Origin of the sequence: uncultured Rossellomorea sp. (assembly GCF_947488365.1) — a bacterium.
Lineage (GTDB): Bacteria > Bacillota > Bacilli > Bacillales > Bacillaceae_B > Rossellomorea.
In genome coordinates, this window is the sequence record NZ_CANKZT010000003.1 from 664,339 (window position 1) to 685,941 (window position 21,603).

Sequence of the window (21,603 nt, forward strand, 5' to 3'; positions counted from 1 at the left end):
ACAGCAATAGGCAAAAAACATTTTTCATTAAACGAAAGGAAGTATTTAAATGAGTGACATTAAACTGCTTATTACGTTCAAAGGTGACCTTAACCATTATTCAATAGAACAGCTAAGGTATATTTCGAAAGAAGGGGTATGGTCCATTGGACAGATGTATGACCATTTAATGGTTGTTGCCCATGAGTATCTTGATAGTATGGAAGAATGTGCTGCATCGAATGGGGAACAGCCCTTTGGGAAAACCCAGTTTGGTGAGCAATTATTTGAGAACGGAGGTTTTCCACCAATCAAAATAAGGTTACCAGATGAACTGAATTCTCCTCCAAATAATTCAGACAGCAAGGAAGAACTCATTAGCAGGATGGAACAATTAATCCAACGATTGAATCATTGGGAAACGAAAGTGGATGATATTCACCCGGAAAATAAAGTTGAACATGGAGGATTCGGCTGGCTGAATGCAAAGGAATGGTATGATTTGGTCGGAATGCATTTTCGTCATCATGTACGTCAAAAAGATGAGCTGGAGAGTTACTTAGTATATAAATGAAGGAGAGGAGAGTATGAGTAAATCATTTATTGAACAAGTACATTATATTAGAATTCCTGTAAAAGATTTAGAACGGTCTGCACAATGGTATAAAGATGTATTAGGGCTCCAGTTAGTAAACATTACGGAGGAACATGCGATTATAAAAGTAAATGAAGGACCTTTCTTACTTATCTTAGTTCCTACTGAAGATGAAACATTTGTACATTTTACAATTGATCATGAACCAGAATTTAGCATTGGCTTTACAAGTCCGGAATTATCTGAATTTCATCAACACTTAATGGATCATCAAGTAAAGGTCGAGGATATAAAAGAAGATAATGGTCATGCCTTTTTCCACTTTTATGACCCAAATGGTAATAAACTTCAAGTACACTGGTAAGATTAGACCAGCTTCATGAATTGGGCTGATGGTGGATTTCTTTTAAAAAGTAAAAGGAGTGAAAACAATGAATTTAGGAACTCCTATTGCCATCGGAAATACAGCAAATGTATTTCTTTATGAGAACAAGGTCTTCAAAGTTTATAATGACTCTTTACCAGATAAGGAATCCACTAATGAAGCTCATAAGCAAAAGTATGCGTATTCTTGTGGACTCTCTGTGCCGAAAATAGTTGATGTGACCAAAATAGATGGTAAACAGGTAATCGTCATGGAGCATATAAAAGGGAGAACTATAGGGGATCTTCTAACGGACAACATGGAAAAAGCGGAATATTATCTGAACATCTCTGTTGATATACAAATGAAAATACATAGAATCAAAGCGGATTCTATTGAACCTATGTCTGAAAAATTAAGTAGACAAATAGAAAGTGCACCAGGTTTGGATATTCAACTTAAATCTACTTTAATTAAAAAACTGGATTCAATGACCTTCGACGAAAAACTTTGTCATGGGGACTTTCATTTATTCAACTTAATTATGTCAGATCATAACGTCACCATTATCGACTGGGTTGATTCCAGTGCAGGGGATATACGTGCTGACGTATATCGAACGTATCTCTTGTATTCCCGGTTTTCAGTGGAATTGGCTGATATGTATATGCGTCTTTATTGTGAGAGAAGCGGTTTGTCTAAAGATGAGGTTTTTCAATGGGCGCCCATCATAGCTGCGGCAAGATTGTCTGAGTGTGTTTCATCAGAAAAACCAGAGCGTCTTTTGGAGATTGTTAATCAATATTGTCCCATTTAACTACTTCATTTTGGATTACTTTAGGTGCGTCAGAACCATTCCGCAGCTTGCTCTGGTCCCTTTTATTGAACCATTAACCAGTCTACTTGAGGATATCCCCGATTTATAGAAGATTTAAAAGGATCGATTTTATAGATATCGGGTAGATTTTTCAGATTGCCTTTATAAAAGGAGGAACCTTTATGCTGTTTATGATAATTGTCAAAGCCTCGAAGAATTCGGAAGCCGGAAATCTTCCAAGCCCTGAGCTCATGGAAGCCATGACAAAGTACAATGAGGAATTAGTGAAGGCAGGCGTGCGGGTTATGGCTAAAGGGCTTCATCCCAGTTCAAATGGGATTCGCCTTTCGTATCCAGAACCAGGAGGAAAGCCGGTTGTGACGGAAGGTCCATTTACTGAATCGAATGATCTAGTTGCCGGTTTTTTCCTCCTCGATGTGAAGTCGAGGGAAGAAGCCATCGAGTGGGCCATGCGAATGCCGGACCCGCAAGGACATGGGGAAGGTCAGATTGAATTGCGTCAGGTGTTTGAAGCACCGGAGCAGGAATGAAATGATTTCAATACATAATCAATCAGATACTCTAATGATTGTCATACACGAAATTTATGGAATTAACCAACATATGCAGGGCTTTTGTGAACGATTATCAAGACAAAGGTTTGACGTGATTTGTCCTAACTTTTTAGAACGAAATACACCTTTTCATTATTCAGAAGAAAAAGATGCTTATTATCATTTTATGGAAAACGTTGGATTCCCTGATCCTTTATACAAAATAAAAGATATTATTTCTGAGGTTAAAGATGAGTATCAACGAATATTTATCATTGGATTCAGTGTGGGGGCAACTATTGCCTGGTTGTGTAGTGAGGGAGAACACATCAATGGAATAATTGGATACTATGGTTCCCGTATTAGAAATTATGTAGAAATAACACCAAAATGTCCTACAAAGCTATTTTTTCCACAAGAAGAACAATCTTTCAATGTCGACGAGTTGATCTCAACCTTGCATATGAAAAATATCGATGTACATAAATTTAATGGAAAACACGGATTTAGTGACCCGTACTCTCCTGATTATAATGAATTATCAGCACAAAAAGCATTTAGTGAAATGATAGAGTTTATTATGAGACATTAATGGTGAAACCACGAATAGCCGAGGATAAGGCAGTTGATCTATGGTTTTTCATGACTACATATTACACAAAGGACCAAAAAGAAATAGATACACACGTTCCAATTCAAGTTGGAACATAGAGTTCTATCAAAGTGAAAATCCCACTGATCTTCGAGTAGATTAATTCGATTCCAAACTGTAATTTAAATTATAGAATAGGAATATACTATCGAGCAGTATGGAGGGAGAAAAATGAAGATAATAGAACTACCCATTGAATTTGAATTCAATGGACAAAAAAATTATATTTATCCCAGTTTAATTATATTGAATAATGAACTAACGTTGGTCGATACAGGGTACTCAAATTTCTTACCTTTAATCGAAAATGAAATTTTGAAAAATGGCTTTGAAATGAAGCGCTTAAAGAATATCATCATTACTCACTATGATGATGATCATATAGGTTCCTTATATGAATTCAAAGAAAAGTATCCTTGGATAAAGATTATAGCCAGTGAAATGTAGAGTAGTAGCGACACCGGGACATACCTCAGGTCATATCTCATTGTATTTTCCAAGTTTAAAAAGCGTCATTACAGGTGATGCATCTGTTACGGAGAAACATGAATTAGTTATTGCTAATCCACACTTTTGTTTAAATGTTGAGCAAGCAGAACAGTCTTTGACCAAGATTAAAAATCTCAAAGCTGAAAATTACTATTGTTATCATGGTGGGAAATTCGCTATATAATTATCTCTACATCCAAGCCAATTTTCACCTTCTTGTATACTGCATTAGATCTTCAAAAATCTTAGGCGTAAGTTATTGAATTCAATAAAGAGATGTAATCAAAATGGTACAACTCTGAATAGGGAGGAGTCGTTTAAATGGATTTACGTTATCCGATAGGGAAGTTTAATTATGAAGGTGATCCTACAACCGAAGAATTAGAGAAGTGGATAATAGAGATTGAAGAATTACCTCTTCAATTAACAGAAGCCGTGAAGGGTTTAAGAGATGAGCAGTTAGATACACCTTACCGTTCTGAAGGGTGGACCATTCGTCAAGTAATCCATCACATTGCCGACAGTCATTTAAATAGCTACACTCGTTTTAAGTTGGCCCTCACAGAGAACAATCCCACCATTAAATTGTATGAAGAAGGGAAATGGGCTGAGCTCCCTGATTCGAAGTTACCAATAGACATTTCATTAAAACTAATAGAGGCTTTACACAGTAGATGGGTTTGTCTGTTGCGTTCTATGAAATCAGATGAATCAGGGAAAACTTTCCATCATCCAGAATCAGGTATTGTCACGTTAGGTATCAATATTGGGATCTACGCTTGGCATGGGCGACATCATGTAGCGCATATTACTTCTCTTCGAAATCGATCAGGTTGGTAATTTGATATTTTTTCATTGCTCAAAATGAGCTTAACTAAATAACCCTAATTTCAAACTCTTGAGTAAGTCAGAAATGAGAAGCATGAAGTAAGGTGCAACGATAGTTTATGGTTAAGGTGGTGCAAGTAAGATGAGTGATAAATGGTTAGAATGGGCAAAAAGGATCCAAGCATTATCTCAATCAGGGCTGTCCTTTTCAAAGGATGTTTACGATATTGAGAGATATGAAGAATTACGAACGATCAGTGCGGAGATCATGCAGGAATACACGGACTTAGAGATGATGAAAATAAGGGAATTATTTACGAACGAATCAGGTTATCAGACACCGAAAGTAGATGTGCGCGGTGTCGTATTCAAGGATAACAAAATCCTAATGGTAAGAGAGAAAGTTGATGATAAATGGTCTCTCCCAGGTGGATTTTGTGATGTAGGACTGTCTCCAAGTGAAAACATCGTCAAAGAAATAAGAGAAGAATCAGGATATGATGTAACCCCTGTAAAATTACTCGCACTTCTCGATATGAACAAGCATCCCCATCCCTCGCAGCCTTACCATTACTATAAAATATTTATTCAATGTGAGGTGACGGGTGGAGAGGCAAAAAGCGGAATCGAAACAAAGGGGATCAATTTCTTTGGGGAAGAGAATTTACCGGAGCTATCGGTTGGGAGAAATACAGAATCTCAGATTAACTTGCTATTTGAATTTCTAAGAGATCCTAGTAAAGAAACTGTATATGATTAATGGTGATAAAGATAATGGAATAACCTTTATTTAGTAACTGAATAGATTAATTAATTTAGTAAGGGGAGACGAAAGGTGAGTATTATCCTTTTTGCTATCCTACATATAATTATTGGACTAGCATCAATATATTTTTACAAAAGCTTACCAAAATTTTTAACCACTTTTGTAGTTGTATTTTTCACAATGAGCCTTTTGTATTGGGGAAAGGTAGTTTTAGATTCTTTTTAGTAAAGAGTGCTATGGTTTAAGATTCGCTGGAAGCATATAGAGAGCGATGGGAGGATTACAAACTTGAACAAGTACGGACAAGACCTATTTAAAGGCTCTGCAGGATATTATTCGAAATACAGACCAATGTATCCTTCTTCTTTGATACGATTCCTGGTTGAAGCGTTCTCTTTAAATGGGGAGCAGAACCTTCTTGATTTAGGCTGCGGAACAGGGCAGCTCACCATGAGGTTTTCTGATTGGTGTCATAAAATAGTTGGTATAGATGTTGAACCGGAAATGATTGAAGAAGCTACGCGACTCCATCAAGAAATAAGGATGGGGGAGATTCATTGGTTCAATGGAACTTTGGAGCAGTACAGCCTTGAGAATCATGAGCATTTTTCTCTCGTGACGATTGCCAAGGCTTTTCACTGGATGGACAGGCCGAAGGTATTAGAGGAATTATTTGATATGATTCCTCCTGGTGGAGGGGTAGCGATCATTGATCATTATGACCCCAATCAAACGTTGAAACCTTGGCAAGTAAGGTTTAATGAAGTAATCGAAAAATGGTATGGAAAAGATCGGAAGGCTGGAAATTCAATCTATACTCATCCCGTTACCAGTCATGAAGAAGTCATATCCCATTCTCAATTTGACCTTGAAGTTCATACTTTACCGACATACGAAATCACTTGGACGATTGAGTCACTATTAGGGAACCTGTATTCCACATCCTATGGTTCTAAGCGTTTTCTTGGAAGTGACGTCTCGCTATTTGAACGTGATGTGAGAGAGGCGATGCTCGATATTTGTGAATCTGGAGAATATAAAGAAGAATCTACGCTATCAGTCAAGATCGGGAGAAAACGGTTATGAAAAATATGGGAATTTCTGCAGGGTAAACCCATGTGAAAAGAGAATGTTTACTATATCTGATTGCGGGAGGGAAGTATAAATGAGCGAAAAATTATTAAGGGTTGGCACAACCTATATTCCAGTAACGAATGTCGATCTTTCATCAGAATGGTACATACATAAATTAGATGCAGAATTAAGCTATAAAGATGAAGATAAAGCCATCTTGAATCTTGCTAACCAAAGTATTTTTCTTGTTAAATCAAAAGAAAATCAAAGTGCGAATTTCATAGATGTTTATGGGGAAGAACGCTTTTCGTTAACATTTGAAGTGAATGGTTTAGAAGCGTTAGAAACACTGCATAGGGATTTTATAGATAATGGGATTCGGGTTGGCACGATTGAAAACAGGGGACACTCTGGAAGGAATTTTGTTTTTTATGATTTAGATGGAAATAAGTTTGATGTGTGGAGTGAGCTTAGTCCGGTTTTTCGGGAGAAATATTTCATTTCGAAGTGATCATGTAGGAACACGATGCGAGAGCTTAGGCAGCCACGTGTAAATGAAATAGTCAAGTGTAAAACATGCTGAGGTCCTTTTGGTCCCTCGTACATTTGTTATTCATCTACAAAACCACATTTCATGTTGAGGTTTATGGCAGCAGCTCCGGAACCGCCCCGACGCTTCCGGAGAATAATTATTGAAAAACTTCGACATTTCCTGTGCTAAGTTAGCAATATTTGTTATTATCTAATGTAGAGATGTAAAGAAAGGGGAATCTATCGTACACATGTGGAATACCTCGAAATGATTCGTTAATTGGATAGAGACAGCGGCGTTCCTTGATCCTTAAGGATGCGTTTATTTGTCTATCTGAAATCATTCAAGGGATACATGGTGTGGACAATTATATTCCCATTGCCAAGCAGATACCTTTGTATATCTGCTTTTATTTATGGGCAAAAATACATCTCGATTGACACAATCACAGCGTCCCTAAATTGGGGGAATTTAAATGAAGAGTCAGAATGAAAACGAAGAAATGCTAACAGGAGGGAATGTCTCGGACGTATATCGTTCGGGAGATACGGTCAGGCGGGAATTGAAGTCTGATAGTGTTAAAATCCATAGGTTATTGCAGCATTTGGAAAGTAAAGGTTTTGATTATGCACCGAAGTTTTTAGGAATAGATGAAAAAGATAGAGAGATATTATCATTTATAGCAGGAGAAGCCGGTAATTATCCTTTAAAAGAATACATGTGGTCTAATAATGCTTTACAAGGAATAGCGAAGATGCTCCGGCATTACCATGATGCTGTGAGTGACTTTCCATTTATTGATGAATGGCAACCCATGGACAATACACCGGCTAACATAGAGGTAGTGTGTCACAATGATTTTGCCATTTACAATATTATTTTTAACCAGGAAAAACCAGTAGGTATTATTGATTTTGATGTTGCGGCCCCAGGTTCGAGACTTTGGGACATCGCTTATACTCTCTACACCTGCGTTCCTTTAAGCAGGCACTATCATACCGAAGCGGGTGAAGCTGTTCACTATGACCCAACACATGATGCCGACCGTATAAAACAAAGAGTGAGATTGTTCTTTGAATCCTACGGTATGGAGGGAATGGAAGAAGGTTATTTGGAGATGGTATTGCTGCGCTTGGAAGGATTATGTGCCTACATGAAAAGGAAAGCCGGTGAAGGTGACCTTGCTTTTAAAAAAATGATCGATGAAGGGCACCATGAGCACTATCAAAAAGATATAAAGTTTATTCGTGAGCATGGGAAAGAGTGGGTTAAAAAGGCAGGTCAGTAAAAAAACGTGATCATTGTATATAGTGTAAGCAGGATTCGACCCAAGTTGCACCGAATATATAGGTAAAAAGTGGAATATAGGTGAAAAACATGAGTAAGATCATTCAGTATTACAATCAATTCGATGAGTGGGGAAGACTTGAACGTGAACCAGTAGAATTCCAGGTGAATTGGCATTATATAAGAAAATATATGCCCCAAACAGGCAATGTACTTGATAATGGTGCAGGACCGGGGAAATATTCAATGGAACTTGCCAAAGCTGGTTATCAGGTAACACTGACCGATTTGACCCCAAGATTAGTTGAAATCGCAAAAGATAAAGCGAAAGAACTTGATTTAGACGAACAATTTGAAGGGTTTCATGCTGCAGATGCCAGAGACCTTTATCTGTTTAAAGATGAACAGTTCGACTCCTCATTGATGCTCGGCCCTATGTACCATCTGCAGGAAGAAAATGACCGTATTAAGGCAATGGAAGAATTAAAAAGAGTGACGAAAAAGGATGGATTGGTCTTTGTTGCCTTTATGCCTAGAATTAGACACATCCTTACATCGCTCTTATCTCCTGACAATTGGAAACCAAACAATGATATGGATACCATTTTACAATTTTCCCAATCAGGCTGCTTTAATCACGCAGATGAAGGACGTTTTACTGGCGCGTATTATTTTAATATAGAAGACATCAATCCTTTTATGGAAGCAAACGGATTTGAAACCATCGAGCTGATAGGTTCCAATGCAGGAACGGTTTTGAATCATGGCCATTGGGAGTACTGGAGAGAAAAAGGAGAAGTAAGGAAATTAATTGATTTAATTATCGAGAAGGCAACAGACCCTTATATCCTTGGTATTTCCTCTCACTTGCTTTATATTGGCAGGAAAAAGTAACTCTACTATACTTTCTTTATGATCGAATGAAGCCCGCTGTATTAAGGTCAATCTATAGATGGATTTGAAAGGGCCATTACCTTTTTCTTTAAGAAAAGCAGCTACATTCATCTTTTTGTAGCTGCTCTCCTTCATTATCATTCAAATGATTTCTTCAGAACATTAACCTATAATTCCTCTAATCAAAGCTACTCGAATTAATGGATAGTCATAATATATTAGCTGAGAGATTTAATCTCATCAATCAATCTCTTTATTTTACTGCTGGGACCACTGTCAGATAAAGACTTCCTAAACTCAACATAAAATGCTCCTTCAGCCAATAAGCTATCCACCAATTTTTTTTTGGGAAGACAAACTGTGATCATTTCATAAACTGTATTCCAACTTGGATCCCAATGATTCCAAGTGAATAATATAGAGTCGTTTGAATCTTCTTTCATTAATTTCATTTCCCAATCCAATGTTCGCATCGAGAAGCCGCTAATACCATGACCATATTTCAAGCAGTGTTTCAAAGATTCAAGAAGTGAAAGCCATAATTCATCAACATCATCCCATTCATTAAAGGTAGAAAGAGGTTTTTGATAGATGGAAATCGTAACAGCACCAAAGATTGAGATTCCATCTGACTTGATTAATTGATTGTTTCCATACTCTTTTGACAAAGGCTCGTCAAGAGGTGAAAAATCATGATAGATAGCACCATTTAAGGTCATCTCTTTACAGTCTTTTTTTGAAATGTATGTCTGAATTGTTAACATTCATAAATCACCTTTTATAAAGTATTTAGATTTCTAGATTATAAGGTTTTCGAGTTACTCATAAATGCCATTTTCAACTCATGTTCCTTCCGTTCTTAGAGGGCGTCTTTTTGTAAGGTCTTACTTTGGAAGATTGCAGTACCGAGTAAGGAGGTTATTAAACCTAGTTCAAAGAAATTTGTGATGGCTCCGCTCTCAATCGGTAAACTTACAGCACTTCCGATAATCATTGCAAGGCTACCGGCAAAAAACCACTTCCATTTTTGTTTACTCCAAATGATGATTGAAGACACAAGCAATACAAGAGATACGATTAGTACCATTACGGGCGGGCCATTTGAAGGTTCGTCAGAGCTATAGCTTAGGACACCATTTTCCATATTCGCCACTACATGAAGTCCTGCTACCTCAGTAAAAAGTTCAAATAATACCAATGAAAAAGTCAATGCATAAGCAGAAAATGTACTGAAAGGTTTCTGAGCCCACAATACTTCTCCTTGCTCCAATGTTTTCCAGGAAAACAACACAAGAAGAGGGGTAAAAAATGCATGTATCCAAAATCGTGCGAGGTTTAATCGTTCTAATAGTAATCCTTCCCCTATGAACTGACCTATTGCTATGATTCCGTTGTCATAGATAAGGCCGACAACAACCGGCAATAAAAAAACTATACTTTTTAATTTGTAAGTTCTTAGATAAATCACTCCAATTAACAGAATCCCGATGTAAGCAATTGAGAAAAAGCTAAATAGAAATGTATCGATTGGAATTCCCTCCATTCTTGTATTCTTTAAATAAAAGACAAATAAAACATTTATGTGAACTTGAGCGCCAGCACAATTAATCGAAACCCCAAGCCAGAACAAAACTATCGGTTGAGAAAAAATATTTCAACTGTGATAACCATTATTTGTTTGAATCACAAACGAATTCTTTTCATTTCTTGATTATTTCAAATCATTCTTTTCTAACCAATTAATAGTAGCCTTTACCATGCTATCTTGTTGCTGCTTGACAGAAATAGAAGCTTGATTGTCACCTTTTTGTTTTCCGTAAATGCCAAATTGGCTGTGGTTTCCACCTTTTATTTCATACATGGCAGCTTCTGTTGACAAGAGATGTCTTGTCTCAGTTATTTTGTCTATCGTCGATAACCCATCTTTTTCAGCGTATATTGAAAGCATAGGAATGTTTTTATTGGAGAAATCAGTTGTTTCACTAGGATAAGATCCTAACAAAATCACACCATCAATTTCACTTGGATGATCATAAGCAAATGTTGAAGCTGAGACGCCGCCTAATGAATGTCCACCCACTATCCAATTTTGGACGGATGTATGGCTGTCCATTATCTCTTGCATTTTGTTAGTATCAAACAATGAAAAATTAAGGTTCACATTAGGGATAGCAACTAAATAACCTTTCTCTGCTAATTGCTTACCATAGTAGCTGTAAGCTTCAGGTTCAACTTTTGCACCAGGATACACCACAATTCCTACATGATTATTTTCAGTTGGATTAAAAATGATCCAATCCTTCTCATAGTTGATTTCATCTTTATTTATGAGGGTGTAGAGTGTCTGAGACGGTTCATACGTCTGTTGTGACCATGTATAAAAACCAAGAAAACTTACTACAAAAAGCAAAGAGATACCGATTAAGAAATAAAATATTTTTCTTTTCATATCATTATTCATTGTCCCTTCTTCATCTAGAGGCTTATTTCCATATTTGTTTTTTTTACTAAATTTATTACAATAGATTGAGTCAGTATACTTTTATTAATTATATATACCTGAAGGTTAATTAATCAAATGTTTTATATTGTATTTTTTTTGAACATCAAGGAGGTACCTATGAATAGTGAGTTACCGAAGAAAAAACCTGGAAGACCAAAAATAAAAATTGAGAACAATCTAACGAGGGAGAAAATCTTAAAGACATCTGCTCATCTGTTTCTAACATATGGATATGAGGGTGTTTCCATGGAACAGGTGGCTGAGGCTTGTAGTGTGACCAAAGCTAGCGTTTACTATTATTTTAAAAACAAAGCAAACTTATTCTCAGTCGCTGTGTCAAGTATGTTCCAACGAATCACGATACAAACAGAGAAACTTTTACATAGTTCTAATGGCTTGAAGCAAAAATTATATGAAGTCACACTCGATCATTTAATGAGACCCCACATTGATTTTGAAACGTTATTAAAAGAAGCTGCTTTCTCACTAACAGAGAATCATATTCAGGAAATTCGAGATGCCGAGAAGGAAGTTCATAAAGCGCTGGAAGATATATTCAAGCAGGCTATGGAAAAAGGTGAAATAGTGGTAACAAACCCATTATTGCTTGCACATGCATTTTCTACAGTGGCAATGATTCGAAACAAAAAGGATTTAATAGAGGAATTAGGAGGGCCCCAAAAAACAGCACAAGCTTTAGTTGACCTTTTTTGGAAAGGTATTGGTCCAAAATAATTAATTATTAATATATAAGACTGGTGACGGGTAATCAGTGTCCAACTCAACTGGTGTTGGCTAAAGAGGATGTATGAGTTTCTTGAAAGTAAAACAATGGCAGCAGCTTTGTTTTTGTGTGCTAACCTGAAAAAGCTCTAAGCTGAACGTGTATCTTTTCTTTCTGTATTAAACTGTATTAAATGGGATGAAGTCATGTAAATAAAATGCCCTGATTAAGATAAAAGATTCCTCGGATAAAAAGAGTTGGTATTTTTGCATTTTAAGATCGTCAGGCAGGGATGGTGTACCGATGATAGATTTATTCGCACGTATGAAAAAGGGGACGGACAGGCAACAAAAGGCATATGCAGTCATCATGGAACTGGATATTTTGAATGCCATGAATACCTACAATCCTGTTCTATGCGGTACCGTGCCAATTGGGGTAGACATTGGGAGTTCAGACCTGGACATCATTATGGAGGTACAGGAATTTGAGCCGTTTGAGGAATTGATCCTAACGTTATACAGCAAAAACGATGGATTTACAATCAAGAGGAAAACGATTAATGGTAAAGAAGTCGTGAAGGCGAATTTTATCTTTAGTGGTTTTGAGTTTGAGTTGTTTGGCCAAGCCCAACCAGTACATAAGCAACATGCGTATCTCCATATGCTGATTGAACATGAACTTTTGCAAAGATATCCTGCTCTTAAACAAAAGGTGATACATCTCAAAAACCAAGGATACAAGACAGAGCCGGCGTTTTGTAAGCTTTTTGATATTACGGGAGACCCTTATGAAGGCTTGATCCGTTTTGGGGTTGGAGAAGGGATTATCACGGGGTAGGTAGTTGAAATTCAATGAAGAGGTGAGCTTAAATGAAAAATAATCTATTAAATATATTAGATCTCATCAAACTTGGAGAAAAGTTGAAATCTGAGATGAGGCACAGCTGGCTGTCCAATGGCAGACAAGAAAGCGTCGCGGAGCATACATGGAGGGTTTCCCTGATGGCAATGTTGATCGAACCTTACTTAACTCAGAAGGTGGATTCGGCTAAGTTATTAAAAATGATCATCATACACGATCTGGTTGAGGCTGAAGCAGGTGATATTCCAGCATTCGATACAATGAACGATCGAATAGCGAAGGAACAAAAGGCAATCAATGAAAGGAAATCCATCGAGAAAATAAAGGAAATGTTAGGGAACGCTTTAGGAAATGAACTATACACCTTGTGGTTCGAATTTGAAGAGAAAACGACATACGAAGCCAAAGTAGCCAATGCGCTGGATAAATTAGAAGCCCAAATTCAGCATAACGAAGCGGATCTCTCCACATGGCTGGACATCGAGCACAAGATGAGCTTTATGATGGACAACCATGTTGGGTTTGATCAAACATTGCAGCTCTTCAAGGATATCATTGAAGGTGAGGCGGAAGTGAAATTGAAAGAGGCTGGGATCGATACGGAGAAAATGAAAGGTACTTCATCACCACTATTTACTTAGAACATCCCGTTTTTGGCTTGATTTGAATGAAAGTAGTGTGTAAACCTTTCAATCTAGGGGCTTATAGAGGTCAATGGGGTCCATCACCATCCATTGACCTCCCCTCCCTAAGCCCGAAGTGAAAATCGCATATGCGGATGATGTTGAAGGGCTTCCAAGAAAAGGGGTAATGGCCTTTAGGCGGATTGTCCCCCCGCGAAGTACGTTGGCCAGTGATGAAGATGGTAAATTCATCTTTCCACCAGGAGGGTCATTTATCCTTTTCCTGGTAGCACCAGATCATGAAATCATACAGGCGGAAGTGGCATTTGGCTGGTTTGAAAAAGCTGAGATGGATAGTTGTAAATGATTCTGCCGGACTGATGGTGGGAATGAAAAAGGACGATACTTCTGCTTTTTCCTAGTAAGCAGAAGTATCGTCCTTTCAAGGTTTATATGCAATGCAGTATGGCTTAAACCCACAGAGGGTACAGCCGCCTGATTTCAGTTACCAACTTTTCTTAAAGGATTCCTTCACATCGCCAAACTTTTCCTGAACCTTTCCTTTATCTTTGTCGCGTTCGCCTTCCGCAATTTTAGAATCATCGTTTGTAAGTTTACCCAAACCTTTCTTCAAATCTCCCTTTGTCTGCTTACGCTTTCCTTTTACTTGATCATCATTTATTCGCATGTTTCCCTACCTCTTTTCATTCATTTAATGTGTTATTATTCAATATCCAAATGGGGTTAAGAATAAACAAAAAGGTTGTCGAAAAGTAATAGTAATTTATGCTAATTCAGTAACATGAAAGAAATATCCGGCTGACCTTTCATACGAACGGAGGTTGATCAAGAATTAGGTAAGCTTCTTTTTTTTCCAAAATAATCATTGAGTTAAAAGGGGTAATTTGAAATAATTGGTAGAGGGGAATAGTTGAAAAACGATGATTAGGGGGCAGGTAAACATGGTTAACTTATTCCTGTCTGGCGGAGGAGATAAGGAACAGACAGAAATAATAGATAAGGAATTTGTTAAGGCATTAGATCTTGATAAGCCGTTGCTATATATTCCAATCGCGATGCAGGGGGAAATTCATTATAAAGACTGTTCCAAATGGATACATAGTGTGTTTAAACCTCTAGGCATTACTGAAATAGAAATGTGGACTGATTTAGAGGCTGTGTCTCCAGAGGATCTAAGGAAATTCTCCTCCATTTATATCGGCGGAGGCAATACATTCTATTTGTTGAATACCATACGTGAGACAGGCTTTGATACGATTTTAAAAGAATATGTAGACAATAAGGGGATTGTATACGGAGGGAGTGCCGGGGCAATTATTTTTGGCAGAGATATTTTAACATCTTCCCATATGGACTCAAACCAGACAAATATGAAAGCCTTTGAAGGATTCAACTACATAGAAAATTATTCAGTATGGTGCCATTATGAAACTAGTAACGATGACTTAGTTAAAGAATACGTAAACAAATATGGATTTTCTGTCATTGCATTACCAGAGGAAGCGGGCATTGTTATGAGTGAGGCTACATTTAAAGTAATAGGTTCGTCTCCTGCTTATATTTTTAGAGATGGGGATAAATATGTTGTTGAACCAAATGGGGAATAAGATGTCAATTGTTCAAATAAAAGAAACGTTGCTATCCCGATATCAAAAAGAGTTCTCGGAAAACCGTCGTTTCATTGTAGGTATCGATGGCTTAGGAGGAGCAGGTAAGACCACGGTTGCAAAAGAGCTTCGACATGCATTGGAGCTTTCAAATCATGAGGCTTCCATCTTCCACCTTGATGATCATATTGTTGAAGCACATAAGCGATATGAAACCGGGAATGATGAATGGTTCGAATATTACTTTCTCCAATGGGACATTGGATTAATCGAAACAGAGCTGTTCAAAAAGCTTCATGTTAACAGCGGCTCTATTACCCTCCCGTTCTATCACTCTTCAACGGATACAGTCATTACAAAACCCATCCATCTTGCCCCTTCTGCCATCATCCTTATTGAGGGTGTCTTCTTACAAAGGAAAGAATGGAGACGATATATTGATTTTATGATCTATATTGATTGCTCTCATGAATTAAGAGTTGAAAGAGTATTGGGCCGTGACCTCTATCTCGGTGACGATCAAGCAAGGCTTGATAAGTATAAAAGAAGATACTGGTTGGCTGAAGATTACTACATGGATGAGGTGGATCCGGTAGGGAGTGCGGATTACATAATTAAATAAAAAGGGGACTACGAATATGGCGACTTGGATGGTACATTTCAGGATTGCAGAGAACCTGCTGAATAAGGGGTTACTGGTATCTGAAAAAGAGTTTGCAGTAGGGAATATTGGGCCGGATTGTGGTTTGCCTGATCAAGTGACGGGAGAATTTTTTCCTGACAAAAGAGTAACCCATTTTAAAGTCGATGGGAAGATCAATCCAGGTTTGTTTCTGGATCAGTACATAAAGAAAGATAGAGTTGATTTTACCAGTCCGAGGTTTTCATTTTATTTAGGGTATTATCTTCACCTCGTAACGGATGTGGAATGGAGTCGGATGCATAGGGAAAAAAAGAAAGAGCCTATGTATCAAGACATACTGGGAACGCCTGACTATACTAAAAAGATAAAAGGTGATTGGTATGGTTCGGATTTTGTGTATTTACATGAGAATAGGGATACGATTTTTCATCATGTATTTCAACAGATTAAGAGTTTCCCGGATTACCTGGATATTTTTCCTGAAGAACAGATTTCAAAACAGATTAGACGAATTACAGAATTTTATTTAGGTGATTCGTATGCTTTTGCATTGGATCCGGAATATAGGTTTGATTATTTAACACCCGATGAAGTGTCTCAGTTTGTTAACACGACGACCGAGATAGTAGTGGCTCATCTACAAGCAACTTTTGATGAAGAAATGTTGTGGGACCAACGACAGAAACATGAGATTTCAATAAGTAAAGGGTGATGTCTTGTTTCATTCATGGACCAAAATAGAAGACAAAGGGGATGTTAAAATGCTGGATATTCTGAAACAAAATAAAAAAAGCTGGGATACAGTCGCCCGCCATTTTAATGGAAAGGATGCATTGCCGAGTTACGGACCGTTTACACAGACGGAAGACGAATTGAGGCTGTTTGATGAAATCACCAGCAAAAAGGTGCTTGATATTGGATGTGGCAGCGGACACTCATTACTTTATATGAAGGATATGGGTGCCCGTGAAATATGGGGCGTTGACCTGTCAGAGACTCAAATCGAGACGGCAAAAGAAACGTTAAAGGGGTTAAATGCCAATTTATCCTGTTCGCCCATGGAAGAAGACATCGGGCTGCCAAAGGATTATTTTGACATTGTCTATTCGATTTATGCGATTGGCTGGACAACAGACCTGTCATCTACTTTAAGGTTGATTCACTCCTATTTGAAAACAGGTGGTTCAATGATCTTTAGTTGGGATCATCCCTTATACCCCCATATGAAAAGTGAAGGTGGCCAAATCTATCTGGAGGGTTCTTACCAGGAAGAGGGAATCACTACGTACCCGAACTTTAAAGGCGAAGATGCACCTGTCGTCATCCCTAAACGAAAACTGAGTACATATATAAATGAAGTCATCAAAGCAGGATTTACGGTTGAATCGGTTATTGAAAGCGACGTATCAGCAGCTTTTGACTCAGTGGAAGAGGAAGTTTCTGATCGCTATTACTCATTATATAAGGCGAGGAAATTTCCTACTACGATGATAATCAAGGCAAGGAAATGATAAGACGCTCATTTATTTAAAGGGGGGCCATCATGTTCTATAGAAGAAAGTTCTATCTAGTCAAAAAAGAGTTCGTCGAAACGTTCAATGCTCATTTCAATTACACCAATCTGCCGAACCAGCTTAAACACGGATCGCGACTGGTTGGCCGCTGGATGAAGGATCATGCTGAAGAGACCGTTGAGATCTTTGCGATTTGGGAATACGACAGTCGCGACGATTATATGAGGATTGAAACCAGCATCAGGAATGACGAAGAGCATCTTAAACGGATCAGGGATTGGTACGAACAGCATGGCGGAAGGGAACATGTGGCTAAGGAATATATCATCGAAATGAGGAATGAGGAGTTGGAGACGACGGTTCGATGAGTTAGGTGAGGGATGATGAAAAATTTCACGGACTGAGGATCAGACCCTGTTTTTATTGGAGTTGTTAGGGTTCCGCAATAAAGAAAATTCGACATGGAGGATCAATTAATCCAAAAAAGGATTAATTAATTGGAAATAGGATCGATAATTGTTATACAGGTTTGATTATTCTCATTCAGGATTGAAAGTGGTTCAAACAGGATCAATTATGGATGAAGGTCGGATTTCTACTGCCCATCCGTTCACAGAATCCAGGGATGATCGGCATCACATCCCCATTTATAAGTAATATGGCTCAATAGCTCATCTATATCCGATCAATTTGTAAAAATACGTAAGAAAAAAGGTCGGATTTTGTTCACACAATCTATATCAAGCTGTATTGTTACCTTCACATCAACTCAACATCTCTTTCCTATAATAAAGTAGAAATACATATTCAGGATTGGAGATGAAGAAGATGAACAAAAAATTATTAATCGGTACAGGGGTTGCATTTTCATTGTTATTCAGCCCGTTCAGCCAGGCGTTTGCAGAAGAACCGACAGCAGGGGAAAGAAAACAGGTGGATAATGTAGCACACCGCGGGGCAGCAGGTTATGCACCAGAAAATACGATCGCCGGTTTTGATGTGGCAGTTGATATGAAGGCGGATTACATTGAAATCGATGTTCAACGAAGCAAAGATGGTGAATTGGTTGTCATCCATGACACAACGGTGGATCGTACCACAGATGGAACGGGAAAAGTGGGGGACTTAACCCTTGAACAGCTTCAAAGTCTTGATGCAGGTAGTTGGAAGGGAGAAGCATTTGCAGGAGAACCGATTCCGACCTTTGAAGAAATTCTTGATCGTTACCACGGTAAGGTTGGGATTTTAATCGAATTAAAGGCTCCAGAACTTTATCCTGGTATTGAAGAACAAGTGGCAGAAGCATTAATAGAACGGAATCTCGACAAGCCGCAAAACGAAAAAATCATTTTACAATCCTTTAACTTTGACTCTATGAAAAAAATGGACGAGCTGCTTCCTCATGTTCCAGTCGGTGTTTTAACTTCTAACCGTGCACTTACAACAGAGGAAGCATTAAAAGAAATCTCAACCTATGCGGAGTGGTTCAACCCAAGCTATGGAATCGTGACAGAAGAAGTCGTGAAGGAAGTCCACTCCCAAGGGATGCAAATTGGATCATGGACGGTACGCAGTCAAGAAGCAGCAGACTTCCTATTCGACATGAACGTCGACGCGATCATCACGGATTATCCGGATTATGTAGATCCTAGAAACTAATATTCTTTTAAAAGGGAGTGGCTTCTGCTGCTCCTTTTTTTGTATGGTTGCCGGGGGCAGACTCCAATCTTTATGGTATGATTATCCAAAAAGAAGGTGTTATTCGTTATAAATCTCGGAGATTTACTCTATCAGTTGGTCATCTTTTCATTACTGCTGGTGGGAGCCGTATCTTTCACCCTGTTCATCAGAAGGCTTATCATCAATCATAAGAAAGAGGTTCAGGCTTCAGATGATCTCCATAAGAAATTAGATAGAATCATTGAATTGCTGGAAAAGCAAAACCAAGGTTAAAGACCGATCTATTAAATTACGTACAAAATGAAGTGAGGTACTAGTCAATGAATGAACTCAAGATCGTTATCGGCGCAGGAGAATATGTGAATAATCCTGGCTGGATCCATACACAGGAAGAGGATTTAAACTTATTAGACGAAAGTAAATGGAAAAACAGGTTCCTTGAAAGTTCTGTAGATGTCATCTTGGCTGAACATGTCTGGGAACACCTTACATACGAAGAAGGATTAGAGGCTGCTGAACTGTGTATCAAATATCTGAAACCTTCCGGATATATTCGTTGCGCCGTCCCAGATGGCTATTTTCCCAATGAATCTTATCAGCATATTGTACAGGTTGGAGGACCAGGTCCAAAGGATCACCCGGCTGCGGGTCATAAGATCGTTTACAATTATCATACGTTGACGAAAATGTTTGAAACGGCGGGATTTAAAGTGACATTACTTGAGTATTTTGATGAAGAAGGAACGTTTCATCAAAATCATTGGGACGGGGCTGACGGGGTGATTTTTCGTTCTAAGAAGTTCGATCCTAGAAACGAGGGGGAAAAGCTGGCGTTTCCTTCTTTAATTATTGATGCTGTTAAGCTATGAGGCGAATGCCTGGTTCTTGATTAAGTAATCCGGGTATTTTCCATGAAACAACTTTAATCTGGAATTTCGGTTACAGAAAAAAAGAAAATTCGACATGAGGGATTAATTACCTTCAATCAGGATTGATTCATTGAATGAAGGATCAATAAGTTTGAAACAGGATTAATTATTCTGATTTCGGATTGAAAGTGGTTGGAACAGGATAAATTACTGAAGGTTTTCTGATCATTCAAGCGGAATCAAGAGATAATAGTTGAGGTTTTCCTCGTACTGTTAATGATAAGTTGGTTTTTATCGTAAGTTGGCTGGTTTCGATGGGAGTTTACTGGGTCAGATCCTTAAATTTAAGTGAAGAAAAAATAATAACTCTAAAAAAGAGGCTGTTCCGGTCCTTTTCCCGGGACAGCCTCTTATTAACTTTATTCCGAAAAAGCTTTCGAATAATGAACGACACCCTGTACATTTCTAAGAGAATGCTCCGTCAATTCCAAAGCCATAAATACTTCATCAGGCACTTCAAACGGAGGCTTGATCTTCCATAATGTCGCTTGTTTAAAGCCAAACTTCGGATAATAGTCTTTATGCCCTAACACAATCACGGAATGATAACCGATCTCTTTAGCCTTTTGCAGGGCTGCACGTATCAATTGGCTTCCAATACCCTTTTTTTGAAAGGAGGGTGCTACAGACACGGGAGCCAGTGCCAGAGAATCTGCCACTTTATCATGATCGACAATGGTGATTTTAGAAAGTAGGATGTGGCCGACCACTTCATGGCTTTGATGGATGGCGACCAATGAAAGCTCAGGAATAAACGCATCTGATTTTCTAATTTTATTTACAAGCAGATGCTCTTTCTTGTCGCTATACTCCTCATGTAAAAATGCTTGTTTCGTCATTTCTTCTGTCATGCTATATTCTTCAGGGCGTTCTTGTCTAATGAAGATATCCATTTATAGTCTCCTTCTCTTTCATTAAAGTTATCGGGCTTATAAATGGTACTTTCCTAATGAATAGAATCATTAAGAAAGTTTTCATCCCAGTAATAAACAGTTGTTTAGCAAACAAAAACCTCCAAATTAGTATGAATTCATTATATATAGTTAGGATTTCGAGAGCAACCGGTATAAGGATCAGAAGAAGTCAGCTTGTCCAGAACCAGAAAGAACTATATAATAAAAAAGAATCTTAAACATAAAGGAGGGAATATTCATGCATTCGTTCACTGTAGACATCAAAGCCGAGAAGAAATATCTTGTTTTCATGATGTCTATTTTTGGAATTTCAGCTGTCCTCAGGACAAGTATGTCCTTTTTTAGCTGAATTTCAATAATGCGAACGAACGTATGAATTCCTGAAAATAGCGAAAGCCACGGGGAATGATTCCCTGTGGCTTTTTTTGATCTAGCTCCGGCGGCTAGAGGCTCGAGGTCATAAGATGAACAGGCCAAAAAGGCAAAAAGCGCCTTTCCGGCATGTTCATCTTATGCTTGTCGCCTCTGAACGAGCCGCCTCCGCTTTTTTTGATCTAGCTGCGGCGGCTAGAGGCTCGAGGTCATAAGTTAAACATGCCAAAAAGGCAAAAAGCGCCTTTCCGGCATGTTCACCTTATGCTTGTCGCCTCTGAACGAGCTGCCTCCGCTTTTCTTGATCTAGCTGCGGCGGCTAGAGGCTCGAGGTCATAAGTTAAACATGCCAAAAAGGCAAAAAGCGCCTTTCCGGCA

The 21,603-nt window shown here is 38.3% G+C and carries 27 protein-coding genes and 2 pseudogenes; 24 read left to right on the plus strand and 5 right to left on the minus strand.

What is annotated here, in order from left to right; translation table 11 throughout:
- Positions 1 to 49: 49 nt before the first annotated feature.
- The 12 genes and pseudogenes from Q1B03_RS14495 to Q1B03_RS14550 all read left to right on the plus strand — a co-directional run bounded on the left by Q1B03_RS14495 (position 50) and on the right by Q1B03_RS14550 (position 8,831).
- The gene (locus Q1B03_RS14495; RefSeq protein ID WP_299742525.1) at positions 50 to 553 is read left to right on the plus strand and encodes a DinB family protein; all 504 of its coding nucleotides are present in this window, start codon (positions 50 to 52) and stop codon (positions 551 to 553) included.
- A gap of 13 nt (positions 554 to 566) precedes the next feature.
- Complete coding sequence (locus Q1B03_RS14500; protein ID WP_299742528.1) at positions 567 to 938, plus strand: VOC family protein; 372 nt, start codon at positions 567 to 569, stop codon at positions 936 to 938.
- A 67-nt stretch (positions 939 to 1,005) separates the two neighbouring features.
- A complete protein-coding gene (locus Q1B03_RS14505) occupies positions 1,006 to 1,755 on the plus strand; it encodes an aminoglycoside phosphotransferase family protein (protein ID WP_299742531.1) in 750 nt (249 codons plus the stop codon).
- Positions 1,756 to 1,937: 182 nt separating this feature from the next.
- On the plus strand, positions 1,938 to 2,306 hold the full coding sequence (locus tag Q1B03_RS14510; protein WP_299742534.1) for a YciI family protein: 369 nt from the start codon (positions 1,938 to 1,940) through the stop codon (positions 2,304 to 2,306).
- A 1-nt stretch (position 2,307) separates the two neighbouring features.
- Positions 2,308 to 2,901: a dienelactone hydrolase family protein gene (locus Q1B03_RS14515; RefSeq protein ID WP_299742537.1), complete on the plus strand. Its 594-nt coding sequence runs from the start codon at positions 2,308 to 2,310 to the stop codon at positions 2,899 to 2,901.
- 231 nt (positions 2,902 to 3,132) lie between these two features.
- A pseudogene (locus tag Q1B03_RS14520) lies at positions 3,133 to 3,634 on the plus strand (MBL fold metallo-hydrolase).
- 137 nt (positions 3,635 to 3,771) lie between these two features.
- Complete coding sequence (locus Q1B03_RS14525) at positions 3,772 to 4,290, plus strand: YfiT family bacillithiol transferase (protein ID WP_299742540.1); 519 nt, start codon at positions 3,772 to 3,774, stop codon at positions 4,288 to 4,290.
- 130 nt (positions 4,291 to 4,420) lie between these two features.
- On the plus strand, positions 4,421 to 5,038 hold the full coding sequence (locus Q1B03_RS14530) for an NUDIX hydrolase (RefSeq protein ID WP_299742543.1): 618 nt from the start codon (positions 4,421 to 4,423) through the stop codon (positions 5,036 to 5,038).
- Positions 5,039 to 5,332: 294 nt separating this feature from the next.
- On the plus strand, positions 5,333 to 6,130 hold the full coding sequence (locus tag Q1B03_RS14535; RefSeq protein WP_299742546.1) for a class I SAM-dependent methyltransferase: 798 nt from the start codon (positions 5,333 to 5,335) through the stop codon (positions 6,128 to 6,130).
- Between the two features lie 79 nt (positions 6,131 to 6,209).
- Complete coding sequence (locus Q1B03_RS14540) at positions 6,210 to 6,629, plus strand: VOC family protein (protein ID WP_299742549.1); 420 nt, start codon at positions 6,210 to 6,212, stop codon at positions 6,627 to 6,629.
- 496 nt (positions 6,630 to 7,125) lie between these two features.
- Positions 7,126 to 7,938, plus strand: a complete 813-nt coding sequence (locus tag Q1B03_RS14545; protein WP_299742552.1) for a phosphotransferase — start codon at positions 7,126 to 7,128, stop codon at positions 7,936 to 7,938.
- A gap of 89 nt (positions 7,939 to 8,027) precedes the next feature.
- The gene (locus Q1B03_RS14550; RefSeq protein ID WP_299742555.1) at positions 8,028 to 8,831 is read left to right on the plus strand and encodes a bifunctional 2-polyprenyl-6-hydroxyphenol methylase/3-demethylubiquinol 3-O-methyltransferase UbiG; all 804 of its coding nucleotides are present in this window, start codon (positions 8,028 to 8,030) and stop codon (positions 8,829 to 8,831) included.
- Positions 8,832 to 9,049: 218 nt separating this feature from the next.
- On the opposite strand, the gene Q1B03_RS14555 is transcribed toward Q1B03_RS14550, so the two are convergent.
- The 3 genes from Q1B03_RS14555 to Q1B03_RS14565 all read right to left on the minus strand — a co-directional run bounded on the left by Q1B03_RS14555 (position 9,050) and on the right by Q1B03_RS14565 (position 11,292).
- Positions 9,050 to 9,595 (minus strand): hypothetical protein, encoded by a 546-nt coding sequence (locus tag Q1B03_RS14555; protein ID WP_299742559.1) that lies wholly within the window; start codon positions 9,593 to 9,595, stop codon positions 9,050 to 9,052.
- Positions 9,596 to 9,690: 95 nt separating this feature from the next.
- The gene (locus tag Q1B03_RS14560) at positions 9,691 to 10,374 is read right to left on the minus strand and encodes a hypothetical protein (protein WP_299742562.1); all 684 of its coding nucleotides are present in this window, start codon (positions 10,372 to 10,374) and stop codon (positions 9,691 to 9,693) included.
- Positions 10,375 to 10,542: 168 nt separating this feature from the next.
- Positions 10,543 to 11,292, minus strand: a complete 750-nt coding sequence (locus Q1B03_RS14565) for an alpha/beta fold hydrolase (protein ID WP_299742565.1) — start codon at positions 11,290 to 11,292, stop codon at positions 10,543 to 10,545.
- 117 nt (positions 11,293 to 11,409) lie between these two features.
- Between Q1B03_RS14565 and Q1B03_RS14570 the strand changes: the two genes are divergently transcribed.
- From Q1B03_RS14570 to Q1B03_RS14585, 4 genes and pseudogenes are all read left to right on the plus strand, one after another.
- Positions 11,410 to 12,069, plus strand: a complete 660-nt coding sequence (locus tag Q1B03_RS14570; RefSeq protein WP_299742568.1) for a TetR/AcrR family transcriptional regulator — start codon at positions 11,410 to 11,412, stop codon at positions 12,067 to 12,069.
- Between the two features lie 292 nt (positions 12,070 to 12,361).
- Positions 12,362 to 12,898 (plus strand): DUF4269 domain-containing protein, encoded by a 537-nt coding sequence (locus Q1B03_RS14575; RefSeq protein WP_299742571.1) that lies wholly within the window; start codon positions 12,362 to 12,364, stop codon positions 12,896 to 12,898.
- 32 nt (positions 12,899 to 12,930) lie between these two features.
- The gene (locus Q1B03_RS14580) at positions 12,931 to 13,563 is read left to right on the plus strand and encodes an HD domain-containing protein (RefSeq protein ID WP_299742574.1); all 633 of its coding nucleotides are present in this window, start codon (positions 12,931 to 12,933) and stop codon (positions 13,561 to 13,563) included.
- A gap of 112 nt (positions 13,564 to 13,675) precedes the next feature.
- A pseudogene (locus Q1B03_RS14585) lies at positions 13,676 to 13,912 on the plus strand (DUF6143 family protein); the annotation flags it as partial.
- A gap of 138 nt (positions 13,913 to 14,050) precedes the next feature.
- On the opposite strand, the gene Q1B03_RS14590 reads toward Q1B03_RS14585, so the two are convergent.
- Positions 14,051 to 14,227, minus strand: a complete 177-nt coding sequence (locus Q1B03_RS14590) for a CsbD family protein (protein ID WP_299742701.1) — start codon at positions 14,225 to 14,227, stop codon at positions 14,051 to 14,053.
- Between the two features lie 280 nt (positions 14,228 to 14,507).
- Between Q1B03_RS14590 and Q1B03_RS14595 the strand changes: the two genes are divergently transcribed.
- From Q1B03_RS14595 to Q1B03_RS14630, 8 genes are all read left to right on the plus strand, one after another.
- Positions 14,508 to 15,173: a Type 1 glutamine amidotransferase-like domain-containing protein gene (locus tag Q1B03_RS14595; protein WP_299742577.1), complete on the plus strand. Its 666-nt coding sequence runs from the start codon at positions 14,508 to 14,510 to the stop codon at positions 15,171 to 15,173.
- A gap of 1 nt (position 15,174) precedes the next feature.
- Entirely contained in the window at positions 15,175 to 15,795 is a 621-nt protein-coding gene (locus Q1B03_RS14600) for a kinase (protein ID WP_299742580.1), read from the plus strand.
- A gap of 16 nt (positions 15,796 to 15,811) precedes the next feature.
- Entirely contained in the window at positions 15,812 to 16,528 is a 717-nt protein-coding gene (locus tag Q1B03_RS14605; RefSeq protein ID WP_299742582.1) for a zinc dependent phospholipase C family protein, read from the plus strand.
- 49 nt (positions 16,529 to 16,577) lie between these two features.
- Positions 16,578 to 17,327 (plus strand): bifunctional 2-polyprenyl-6-hydroxyphenol methylase/3-demethylubiquinol 3-O-methyltransferase UbiG, encoded by a 750-nt coding sequence (locus Q1B03_RS14610; protein WP_299742703.1) that lies wholly within the window; start codon positions 16,578 to 16,580, stop codon positions 17,325 to 17,327.
- Positions 17,328 to 17,359: 32 nt separating this feature from the next.
- Positions 17,360 to 17,698 carry an NIPSNAP family protein gene (locus Q1B03_RS14615; RefSeq protein ID WP_299742584.1) on the plus strand — a complete coding sequence of 113 codons (339 nt, stop codon included), beginning with the start codon at positions 17,360 to 17,362 and terminating at the stop codon, positions 17,696 to 17,698.
- A gap of 460 nt (positions 17,699 to 18,158) precedes the next feature.
- A complete protein-coding gene (locus Q1B03_RS14620; RefSeq protein ID WP_299742586.1) occupies positions 18,159 to 18,989 on the plus strand; it encodes a glycerophosphodiester phosphodiesterase family protein in 831 nt (276 codons plus the stop codon).
- A 96-nt stretch (positions 18,990 to 19,085) separates the two neighbouring features.
- A complete protein-coding gene (locus Q1B03_RS14625) occupies positions 19,086 to 19,283 on the plus strand; it encodes a DUF4083 domain-containing protein (protein WP_299742589.1) in 198 nt (65 codons plus the stop codon).
- A gap of 47 nt (positions 19,284 to 19,330) precedes the next feature.
- Positions 19,331 to 19,879: a methyltransferase domain-containing protein gene (locus Q1B03_RS14630; RefSeq protein WP_299742592.1), complete on the plus strand. Its 549-nt coding sequence runs from the start codon at positions 19,331 to 19,333 to the stop codon at positions 19,877 to 19,879.
- Positions 19,880 to 20,298: 419 nt separating this feature from the next.
- On the opposite strand, the gene Q1B03_RS14635 is transcribed toward Q1B03_RS14630, so the two are convergent.
- Positions 20,299 to 20,832: a GNAT family N-acetyltransferase gene (locus tag Q1B03_RS14635; RefSeq protein WP_299742595.1), complete on the minus strand. Its 534-nt coding sequence runs from the start codon at positions 20,830 to 20,832 to the stop codon at positions 20,299 to 20,301.
- Between the last annotated feature and the right edge of the window lie 771 nt (positions 20,833 to 21,603).